At 41.4% G+C, this 10,519-nt stretch carries 10 protein-coding genes; 3 read left to right on the forward strand and 7 right to left on the reverse strand.

Annotated features, from left to right (window positions below; all coding sequences use genetic code 11):
- Nucleotides 1–22 precede the first annotated feature (22 nt).
- Nucleotides 23–2,626: a cation-translocating P-type ATPase gene (locus tag DS742_RS06900; protein WP_117416257.1), complete on the reverse strand. Its 2,604-nt coding sequence runs from the start codon at nt 2,624–2,626 to the stop codon at nt 23–25.
- 716 nt (nt 2,627–3,342) lie between these two features.
- On the opposite strand from DS742_RS06900, the gene xynA reads away from it, so the two are divergent.
- On the forward strand, nt 3,343–3,981 hold the full coding sequence (gene xynA, locus DS742_RS06905; RefSeq protein ID WP_117416258.1) for an endo-1,4-beta-xylanase XynA: 639 nt from the start codon (nt 3,343–3,345) through the stop codon (nt 3,979–3,981).
- Nucleotides 3,982–4,087: 106 nt separating this feature from the next.
- Nucleotides 4,088–4,918: a formylglycine-generating enzyme family protein gene (locus DS742_RS06910; RefSeq protein WP_117416259.1), complete on the forward strand. Its 831-nt coding sequence runs from the start codon at nt 4,088–4,090 to the stop codon at nt 4,916–4,918.
- Nucleotides 4,919–4,987: 69 nt separating this feature from the next.
- On the opposite strand, the gene DS742_RS06915 is transcribed toward DS742_RS06910, so the two are convergent.
- Genes DS742_RS06915 through DS742_RS06930 form a run of 4 tightly spaced genes read right to left on the reverse strand, consistent with a single transcriptional unit; the run spans nt 4,988 to nt 7,847 of the window.
- Entirely contained in the window at nt 4,988–5,677 is a 690-nt protein-coding gene (locus DS742_RS06915) for an aspartate/glutamate racemase family protein (RefSeq protein ID WP_117416260.1), read from the reverse strand.
- A gap of 41 nt (nt 5,678–5,718) precedes the next feature.
- Entirely contained in the window at nt 5,719–6,660 is a 942-nt protein-coding gene (locus DS742_RS30140; RefSeq protein ID WP_117416261.1) for a VOC family protein, read from the reverse strand.
- Between the two features lie 20 nt (nt 6,661–6,680).
- Nucleotides 6,681–7,064 (reverse strand): SdpI family protein, encoded by a 384-nt coding sequence (locus tag DS742_RS06925; protein ID WP_117416262.1) that lies wholly within the window; start codon nt 7,062–7,064, stop codon nt 6,681–6,683.
- Nucleotides 7,065–7,094: 30 nt separating this feature from the next.
- Nucleotides 7,095–7,847 (reverse strand): DUF3784 domain-containing protein, encoded by a 753-nt coding sequence (locus DS742_RS06930; protein WP_117416263.1) that lies wholly within the window; start codon nt 7,845–7,847, stop codon nt 7,095–7,097.
- A 271-nt stretch (nt 7,848–8,118) separates the two neighbouring features.
- Here DS742_RS06930 and DS742_RS06935 point away from each other — a divergent pair, with 271 nt between their 5' ends.
- Nucleotides 8,119–9,183, forward strand: coding sequence for a helix-turn-helix domain-containing protein (locus DS742_RS06935; RefSeq protein WP_117416264.1), 1,065 nt, complete (start codon nt 8,119–8,121; stop codon nt 9,181–9,183).
- A 62-nt stretch (nt 9,184–9,245) separates the two neighbouring features.
- Here DS742_RS06935 and DS742_RS06940 read toward each other — a convergent pair whose 3' ends face one another.
- Together DS742_RS06940 and DS742_RS29750 are read right to left on the reverse strand one after the other, a co-directional pair.
- Nucleotides 9,246–10,196, reverse strand: a complete 951-nt coding sequence (locus tag DS742_RS06940) for a DUF2628 domain-containing protein (protein ID WP_117416265.1) — start codon at nt 10,194–10,196, stop codon at nt 9,246–9,248.
- Nucleotides 10,197–10,217: 21 nt separating this feature from the next.
- On the reverse strand, nt 10,218–10,352 hold the full coding sequence (locus DS742_RS29750) for a hypothetical protein (protein ID WP_278335940.1): 135 nt from the start codon (nt 10,350–10,352) through the stop codon (nt 10,218–10,220).
- Nucleotides 10,353–10,519 lie beyond the last annotated feature (167 nt).

Raw genomic sequence — 10,519 nt, forward strand, 5'->3', positions numbered from 1 at the left:
TCTGAACCTCTTTTTGCTGAAACTATTTTCCAATCTCTCTTGCTACTTTTGTCAGCTGTATTATTGCAGTCGGAATAATGGCCAACCCATATACAATACCGATCTGTGAGCCGGTTAAAGGTGTTACCGAAAACAGCTTTTCCATAACAGGAACAAACATAACCAGACTCAGCAAAGAAAATCCAAGTACAAATGCTCCCAGACTATACCAGTTTCCTTTAAATCCCAGTCTGAAAATGGACTGGCTGCTTCTGCAGTTAAACCCATGGAAAAGCCGCGCGAGAGTTAAAGTGGCAAATGCCATCGTGCTGGCGGCCGCCACACCTGACTGCCTTAAGCCAAGATGGAATGCGGTCATGGTGCATACTGCAATGAGAGCTCCCTGAATCATGACCTTTGTCATAAATTCTTTCGTCAGGATACCTTCCTTCGGATCCCTGGGTTTCTGGCTCAGCAGCCCGTATTCCGCAGGTTCCATGCCGATTGAAATCGCCGGCAGGGAATCCGTTAACAGGTTAATAAACAGTAAATGAACCGGAGCAAACGGGATCGGCAGAGCCATGATGGACGTATAAAGAACTGAAAAAATTCCCGCCATATTACCCGACAATAAAAACTGAATGGCATTTTTAATATTCCGGTATACATTTCTTCCATTTGCAACTGCTTTTATAATAGTAGCAAAATTGTCATCTGACAGAATCATGGAAGCAGCATCCTTTGATACTTCTGTACCGGTAATTCCCATGGCAACTCCAATATCGGCCTTCTTAAGCGCAGGAGCATCATTCACCCCGTCTCCAGTCATGGAAACGATATTGCCTCTTCTCTGCCATGCATCCACAATACGGATCTTGTTCTCCGGAGAAACCCGCGCATAGACTGAGATATTAACAATCTTCCCATCTAACTCCTGATCCGTCATGGCATCCAGTTCAGCACCGGTAACCGCTAAATCTCCCTCTTCAAAAATTCCAATCTGTTTTGCAATGGCTGTTGCCGTAATTTTATGATCTCCGGTAATCATGACCGGGCGGATTCCTGCTGTTTTAGCATCTGCCACAGCTGCTTTTGACTCTTCCCTTGGCGGGTCCACCATGGAAACAAGACCAAGGAAAATGAAATTGTTCTCGGAATGAAGGGAAAGTACATGAGACTCTTCCACTTCCTTATAACCAAAAGCCAGAACACGAAGTCCATTTTCGGAAAACATCATATTCTGTTTTAAAATATCTTCCTTATCTGCTTCTGTCAATTCTCTGATGCCCTGTGAGGTGCGTATACTCACCGTCCGGTCTAACAGAACATCAACCGCTCCTTTGGTCAGAATGGTTGGTACACCGTGCAGTTTGTATTTGGTACTCATCAGCTTACGGTCGGAATCAAAGGGGATCTCCTCCAGTCTGTGCATCAGATCCCTGATGGTACTATGGCTGACAGATACCTTTCCTGCCATTTCAAGAAGTGCATATTCCGTAGGATCACCAATTCCTTTTCCATCGGCAATGGTGGAATCATTGGTCAGAACTGCATCATAAAGCAGATAGCGGTGAAGCTGATTGGTCAGCTCCAGCTCCTCAGGTTTAAATATCTGATTATCCAGGTAAATTTCCTGAACCGTCATCTTATTTAGCGTAAGTGTTCCGGTTTTATCCGAGCAGATTACGGAAACACAGCCAAGGCTTTCCACTGCCTTCAGTTCCTTAATGATGGCGTTTTCTTTAGCCATCCGCTGGGTTCCCATGGCCTGGACAATGGTAACTATGGAGCTTAAGGCTTCGGGAATTGCTGCAACTGCCAGTGCGACTGCAAACATCATGGAATCAAGAAGCGGCATTTTGCGATACAGACTTAATAAAAATACCACTCCGCATATAGCCATGATTACCGTAGCAAGGCGGCTGGAAAACTGATCCAGACTGACTTGAAGAGGCGTCTTTTTTTCTTTTGTAGCATTCATCAGACTGGCTATCTTACCGATTTCTGTCTTCATGCCGGTATCTGTAACTACAACAACAGCTCTTCCGTAGGTGACCAGGCTTCCGGAATATACCATATTGGTTCTGTCTGCCAGCGGAACGGAACTCTCCAGGGTTCCATCTTCTTTATCCACATTGGTGGATTCTCCGGTGAGAGAGCTTTCATTAACCTGAAGAGAATAATTATTTAAGATTCTTCCGTCTGCCACCACCATATCGCCGGCTTCCAGTATTAAAATATCTCCCGGCACGACTTCCCGGGAAGCCACTTCCGTCTTCTTTCCATCCCTCATGACTCTCGCATTTGGTGAGGATAAGGATTTTAAGCTTGCCAGAGATTTTTGGGCCTTTTCATGCTGAACAGTTCCCAATACAGCGTTGAGTATAATAACTGCCATAATAACGATTGTGCTCTCCACATTTCCTGACAGCATGGAAATCACAGCAGCTGCGACCAGTATTACCACCAGAAGGTCTTTAAACTGCTCTGCAAATACTTCGACCGTACTTTTTTTCTTTCCCTCCTCCAGGATATTCTCACCTTTTTCCTTAAGAAGTGCGGACGCCTTTTCTGAACTCAATCCTTCTTTTTTTGTGTGAAGCTCCTTTAATATCTCAGCTTCTCTCTTCTGATACCACTCGTTCAAACCAATCCTCCATTCTGACACCCGTTTGGGATGCCCCGCATCAAAAATGTGTACCTCAGCTCCGATTATGATTGTTTTAAAAAAGAAATTAAAAAAGACTCTTAACGTACTTTTCTGAAAAAACAAATGTTCAGAACAAGTACATTAAAAGTCTGGTAACCATTATCTGGTACGCACCGCCAGACTGTATAATTACAGCCAGGATGTTGACGGTACATTTAAACTACTCCCTTTTAATTAACTATGAAATTATAATCAAAAACCGAAAGCTTCATGAATACTGATTATACCCGGGACCATGAAATCTGTCAAGTAATTTTCACTACCTATCAGGTATTTATCTGCTCATTGTTACCCTCTGATCATCTTTCCTATATGAAAAGTAACTGTAGTTGTTTCTTTATAGCCTGGATTACGGTAATAATATTAGTTAAATTAACTAAAAATTCTTTTTTTTGTATTATCTAATTTACAAATGTTTTTTTATCTGATATCATATTTGATATAAAATTAATTTTCTATAATAGCACATATATCAGACTATTCTATTACATTCATTATTTTGCCAGGCTGACTCTCAACCACAGACTAAATCCACCATAACAACAATGATACTTAAAAAACCGTGCAAAAAAGAAAAGGAGGGGTTCCGGTAATATTTATATCGTATGTAGGTAAGTGTATGAATCTGTAATATAAAACAGGAGGGGTTTAAAATGAATGAATTAAGCAGAAAGGTCTTATCATTAGTTTTCGCAATCGCTATGTGTTTTTCAGGAATATTTTCCACTACAGCCTTTGCAGCAACCGATTACTGGCAAAACTATACAGACGGGGGCGGAACCGTTAATATGGTTAATGGCTCAGGAGGTAATTTCAGTGTAAACTGGACAAACTGTGGAAACTTCGTGGTTGGAAAAGGCTGGGGTGCCGGAAGTCCTTCCAGAATCGTCAACTATAACGCCGGCGTGTTCTCCCCATCCGGCAACAGCTACTTAACGTTTTATGGCTGGACAAGAAATTCCCTGATTGAATATTATGTTGTTGACAGCTGGGGAACTTACAGACCTACCGGAACGTATAAAGGAACCGTTAACAGCGATGGAGCCAACTATGACATCTATACAACCATGCGTTATAACGCTCCCTCTATAGACGGTTATCAGACATTTCCGCAGTACTGGAGTGTCAGACAGTCAAAGAGGCCTACGGGCGTCAATTCCCAGATTAACTTCGGGAACCATGTGAATGCATGGAGAAATAAGGGCATGAACTTAGGAAATTCCTGGTCCTATCAGGCATTTTGTGTTGAAGGTTATCAAAGCAGCGGTAATGCAAATGTAACCGTCTGGTAATCTGACCTGCATTTCTGGCAGCCGTTAATTAACATATACTTACCTACATACTATTTAAATATTATGGAATCAGATTGGAAGAAAGACTTAAGAAAGGGACTTGTCTATGAGGAAAAAGCTGGTCTTGCTTTTGATTGCTGTGACTGTCATTTCCTGGGGATGTTCCAAAAAGGAACCGGTTGATCTAGTGCTGGTGGAAGGAAGATCTGCGATTGCTGTCTCAGCCGGAACGAATCAGGATGAGCCTGCTATCCGGGATTTCTACATAGGAAAGCACGAGGTTACTCAGGAAGAATGGACGGAAGTGATGGGAAGTAATCCTTCTGCGTTCAGAGGCAGTGATCTGCCTGTTGAATCTGTAAGCTGGTATGACAGCATCGAATATTGCAATAAGAGAAGCGAAAAGGAAGGACTTGCTCCTTATTATAAAATTGATAAAAAAGGCCAGGATCCGGATAATATCTGCGATTATGACGATATCAGGTGGACTGTCACAGTGAATGAAGGGGCCAATGGATACCGTCTTCCTACCGAAGCCGAGTGGACCTATGCCGCGGGCGGAGGATCAAAAAGCCAGAATTATACTTACAGCGGAAGTTCTGATGAGGAAGAAACTGTGTGGTATTGGAGAAATGCCGGAAAAAAGTATTTAAAGGGCGACTGGAACTGGCCCGACATCGAGACCAATCAGAACAAAACGCACCCTGTGGGAAGTAAGAAAGCCAATGAACTGGGGATTTTTGATATGTCCGGAAATGTCCGGGAATGGTGTTATGAATGGTATGAAGATACCAGGATTCCAAAAGGATTTTACCGGGTGTGGAAAGGAGGCGGCTGGGTAGGTGATATTACCAGCTGCAAACTATCATACCGCGGTAAATTCGAGCCGAACGGCAAAGGTGCGGATATGGGGATTCGTGTATGCAGGGACAGATAACCCGAAATGATATAATTGGTATGAGGCCGGTCCTTTGTCCGGTCTCATAATTTTTTTTCCACACAGCTGCTACTCTAACGAAAGCCTTGCAGCCTTAACCGCATGAATTTTCGTTGTGTCAAATACGGGCAGATCCACATCTTTCTGCTGAATTAAAAGCCCAATTTCCGTACAGCCAAGAATCACTCCCTGTGCTCCGCGATGCTTTAAGCGTTCAATGATATGAAGGTATGTTTCCTTGGATGTCTCCAAAACAGAGCCAAGACATAATTCGTTATAAATTATACTGTTTACTGCCTCAATATCCTGCGCTTCGGGAATCAGAACCGTAATGCCCGCATTTTCCAGCTTTTCTTTATAAAACTCCTGAGTCATGGTATATTTCGTCCCCAGCAATGCTACTGTTGTAATATGATTCTGTTTTAATTCCTCTGCCGTCACTTCAGCAATGTGGACAATTGGAATATTAATTCTCTTTTGAATCTGGGGCACCACTTTATGCATGGTATTTGTTCCTATTATAAGAAAGTCCGCTCCGGCTTTTTCAAGAGCTTCTGCCGCCACGGATAAAATATCCCCGCTTTTCTCCCAGTCACCTTCCGCCTGACAGCGCTCAATTTCAGAAAAATCCACGCTGTATAAAAGAATCTTTGCTGAGTGAAGTCCTCCCAGTTCCTGCTTTATTGTCTCATTCATAATCTGATAATAGGTAACTGTACTTTCCCAGCTCATGCCTCCAATTAACCCAATTGTTTTCATAAAATATCTCCTGCTTCTTCTAATTTAATATATACTTAACTTCAAAAGTATTTGCTGTACGCCCCTGTGGGAACAGGATTTTCCAACCCTAATACTCTGGGCCATAAACCGGTATCTGCTGTAATAAAGCCCATTATCATCCCCATGTGGGTATGGCAATGCCGAAACTGCGCTAATATCAGCGTAAACCTGCTATATTCGCAGTCCCTGGGCATATACGTTAATTCTTCCTCAGTCAGATTCAGAAGATAATAAGTAATCTTACGGCTGATTCCATCAAAATAGTCATTGATCTCATCTCTTGTCAGCTGTTTAACGGATACCGCATCCAGATTGTTTAAATCCTTCTCATGAATCTCCGGTTCCGTATATTCTTTATCTCTGGGATTGATGAACCACAGATCCAGGGAATGAAGCATGTGGTAAATATGCTTCCAGCAGGGCATTTTACAGTATTCCTTATTCCACAGTTCATCGGGAACACAATCAATTACATTTTTTACTTCCCATAAAGCCCGGTTCGTCTGATCTGATATTATTTCAGTTAATGCCGTTTCTTTTTTAACCACTCTGTCTGCCATAGGGTGTCCTTCACGAAACTGAACCAGATCCCAGAGATTTCCATACAGATCTTCAAACACAGCCACAATGCCATATTCCTGAACCTTTGGCTCCCGGATAAATGTAATCCCCAGCTCCTTCATCTCTTCATAGTCTCTGTAAAAATCATCTGTTCCCAAAAACAGGAATACCCTTCCTCCCGCCTGATTGCCGATAAAAGGTTCCTGTTCCGGCTTAGAGGCTTTTGCCAGCAAGACTGTGGTCCCACAGGCACCCGGCGGAGAAACCACAACCCAGCGCTTATCCTGCTCCGGCTGATATGTATCTTCTATCAATATGAAATGAAGCTTTTTTGTATAAAAGTTAATGGCCTCATCATAATCCTTTACAACCAGCGCGATGTGAACCAGTGCCTGTGTCATTGCAACGTTCTCCTTTGATTTTATATCTGTTTACGATTTCCATCTTTATCAAAATTCTTCCTTAATGCGATTTCAGTCGGGATAATGGAAGCAACCAGTATAGCCGTCTGTACACCTATAACCACCGAGCTGAAAATTCCAACTGTTTCTGTATCTTTTCCAATAACAAAAAGCATTACTAAAAAAGACGGAACCAGCATGCAGGCACCCACGATCTTCCAGATTTTTCCACAATGGTGATGAGCAAACACCCATGTATCTTCATTTTTCATGGACATTGAAGTTCTGTATCCTACAAAATGGTTTATTTCTTTTGGCGGCCTTTTGCTAAAAATATGGCCGATCACAATCATAATAAACGGCAGCAGCAGATTCATTGCTGTCATAAAAGTCCAGAAACCCATATTTCCACCTCCTATCCGAAATTTATACTGCTATTTTACCAGGGACTCCAACCGGCTGTAAAGCGCCTCCGTTTTTTCCCGGTTCTGATCATTTATAATATGCAGGCCTTCCTCTGTTTCAATCAGGATAAAAGGTGGTCTGGAGGCATCTATATATACGTGGGCAGTTTTCCCGTCCGCATCGAATCTGCCTTTTAAGATAGAACCCATATCAGAACCATTTTCTTTTTTCAATTGAAAAGGCATGGTTTCTTCCAGCTTCATATTTTTTATTCCTTCAAGCGGAACGGTCTCGCCATAAAAGGAGGTTATCTTCAGGGTATCACCGTTTATTGTATAAACAGGGGGTAATGATGCCCGGTACATAGTGATACTTACCAAAAGCAGAACCGGAAACATTACTATACAGACACCGGCAATAATAAACAACGATTCCTTTTTGCTTTTTCCAATATCTTTTTTATTCTCATACCCTTCTTTATAACACCGTGTATTGGAAAAATATATGGTAACTCCGATATCAGCGATAATAAAGATGAAATAAAAAATAAAATATGGAGTACGATAAATACTGTCTAAAGGTATCACAAACAGTCCCGCTGTCACGAAAAGTATGAGTAACATAGAAACCCCTGCCGTCCGGCACAGCTTTTGTGCATTATACTTTTCCTTCTCTTCCTGGCTTGACGTATTATATCCGGCAATGAGAAATGAACCGTGTCCTGTCATTAAAACAGCTGACAAAACAAACAACAGTATAAAAATAATCCATACAGCAAACATTGCATCAACCTCCTGTACCCTGTGACATCATGTACCTGAAATTTATTTGAGACGTTATAGTCTCTTATTTATCAGGATATTACAAATAAGAAATAAGATCAAGTGATTTGGCTTGTTTATTTTCCAGAATGCTAATTTTTGCCGGTATGTACAGACTTAACCTGGGGTTAATTTTCGCATCTGCAGATTAATCAATACTCCATTGAAGTATCGAAGCATATCTGGTACGATTACATCATCATACTGATTAATAAAACCGGAGGACAAGCCAATGCCGTTAAACACCGTTATACGGGAAAAAAGAAAAGAAGCCGGACTTACCCAGGAAGAAATAGCGGACTATTTAGGCGTATCTGCCCCCGCCGTCAGCAAATGGGAAAAGGGAAGCACATCGCCTGATATCAGCCTGCTGCCTGCTCTGGCGCGCCTTTTGAAGATTGATATCAATACTCTTCTCTGTTTTCATGAAGAACTATCCAGGGAAGAAGTCATAAAGCTTTGCAAAGAAATTATGGATGTGATTCAAAGTAAGGGATTCGAGACCGGCTTTCTTCTGACCATGGAAAAAATCCGTGAATATCCAACCTGCGGCTACTTTATTCACACGGCTGCATTACTGTTAGACGGTGCCATGCTGATGGCTGGTATGAATGCCGGAGAAAAGGAAAAGTACCTCGGTCAGATTACCTCTCTTTATGAACAGGCTGCCAGATACGGGGATGAACAAACCCGCATCCAGTCAAATTTTATGCTGGCTTCCAACTATACAAGGACCGGGGAATATGAAAAAGCACAAAAGCTGTTAGATCTGCTGCCGGAACGAAGCGCCATCGACAAACGGCCTCTTCTGGCAGAGCTCTTGATTACTCAGGGAAAAACAGATAAAGCCGGAGAACTTTTAGAACGAAGACTTCTAATGACAGTTCAGGAGATCCAGATGATATTAATGAAACTGTCGGATATCGCTCTAAAGGAAGGACAGCCGCAGAACGCAGCAGAAATATCAGAACGTTCTTCCAAACTGGCAGAACTGTTTGGAATCCAGGAATATGATACCTACGCAGCTCCCCTTCAGACCGCCATTGACCAGAAAAATGTTTCAGAAAGCATATCTCTCTTAAAATCCATGCTTTCTTCCCTTCTTCACCCCGTGGATTTGGGTAACTCACTGTTGTATCGGCATATACCAATGCCGGACTATACGGCAGACATCCGTAATAAAATGCTTAAAGTTATTCTCAGGGAACTGGAAGACAACGATAAGTATTCTTACCTTCATTCAAGTGAAGAGTTTGAACAATTAATGAAGAAATTCCGGTCTGTGCAGGTGAAGTGAGTCAGATTTAAGCCGAGCCGCGGAAAGCTTCCCAGGCTCGGCTTAAATCTGATCTCAATATTTCAAATATCTTTCATCAATTGGATATGTTGGCACGAACCAACAATATCCTCATACGTGGATTTATATTTCTCAAACTGACTTGGCGTAATACTCTGTATAATAATTGCAAATTTCTCAAAATCTTCAAACTCTGCTAAAGAGAATATATAATAATATTTATAACTATCCAGTTCACAGGAATAAAGGACAGTTTTTATCCTCTTTTCCCCAACTTTTTCATCTTTCATTACCTCAATAAATTCGGGATTATCACATTTTGACAGCACTTCATCAATGTATAAAGATAAAGCATTTTCAGGGCTGATGTTATCCGCAAAATCTGCTTTATCATACTCTAAAACTCCTGTATATAGATCTTCATCATATGTCAGGCATTTCAAATCTAATGTAGTATTCTCTTTCTCTTGTTTCCAATCATTCGGGAATGTAAATGAAAAATTGTCTGTTTTGAAAGTTTTGGACTGCACCGCCTGTGAATTAACTTCGTCTTCTCCAGTGGGGAATAATGCAATACCTGTTATAACAGCAGCAGCGAGAGAAACCACGATCAGTAAAGTAACAAAGATACTCAAAACATTTGTACCGCCATGTCTTTTTATGTACTGTACCGCCTCCCATTGTGTCATCTGGGAGGTTTGTTCTATGGTCTTTTTTGCTTTGTTTCGATAATAAGAGTTTGCATAGATTCCAACTAATATATGCAGAACCAGTCCGCCTCCCGGAATAATCATGGAAAAAAAAGAGAGCAGCCCAAATAAAAAAGCCTCTAAATACATTTTTCTGTATGCCAGCCAGTAAATCGGAAAAAAGAACGCCGGCCAGTTCCAGCTTGCAAAGTTTTGTTGTTCCATTTTACCACGCCATTGATTTTTGTAATATTGATAATTATCTCCTACGAATAATTCGTCATTTCTGTCATTTACTATCTGTTGTTCCACTGTCATTGTCATATCTGCTCCTCCTTCATTCCTTTATAATTTAATGTGGTTTTCATGCAACAGCGCTTCCGATGGATCAGTATATGAATTGTTGTTGATTCCCCACCCATCAGCTAAAGTGTTTTTACCACGTTCCCACTCCTCAATCTGCTCGCCTATTTGTACCATAACTTCCTCCCTATATTAAGGTTAATTACAAAATAATTGCTTTTATACTATTATAATATAAATAATTACAAAAATGGTGTTAATGTAATAAATAGCACCGGGCATGTAATTTTTGGTAAATTCCTGTCGTTTTCTCTACCCCCGCCGGTCAATAGCATTTCGAGTTT

This window comes from Lacrimispora amygdalina (assembly GCF_003432035.1).
Classification (GTDB): Bacteria; Bacillota; Clostridia; order Lachnospirales; family Lachnospiraceae; genus Lacrimispora; species Lacrimispora amygdalina.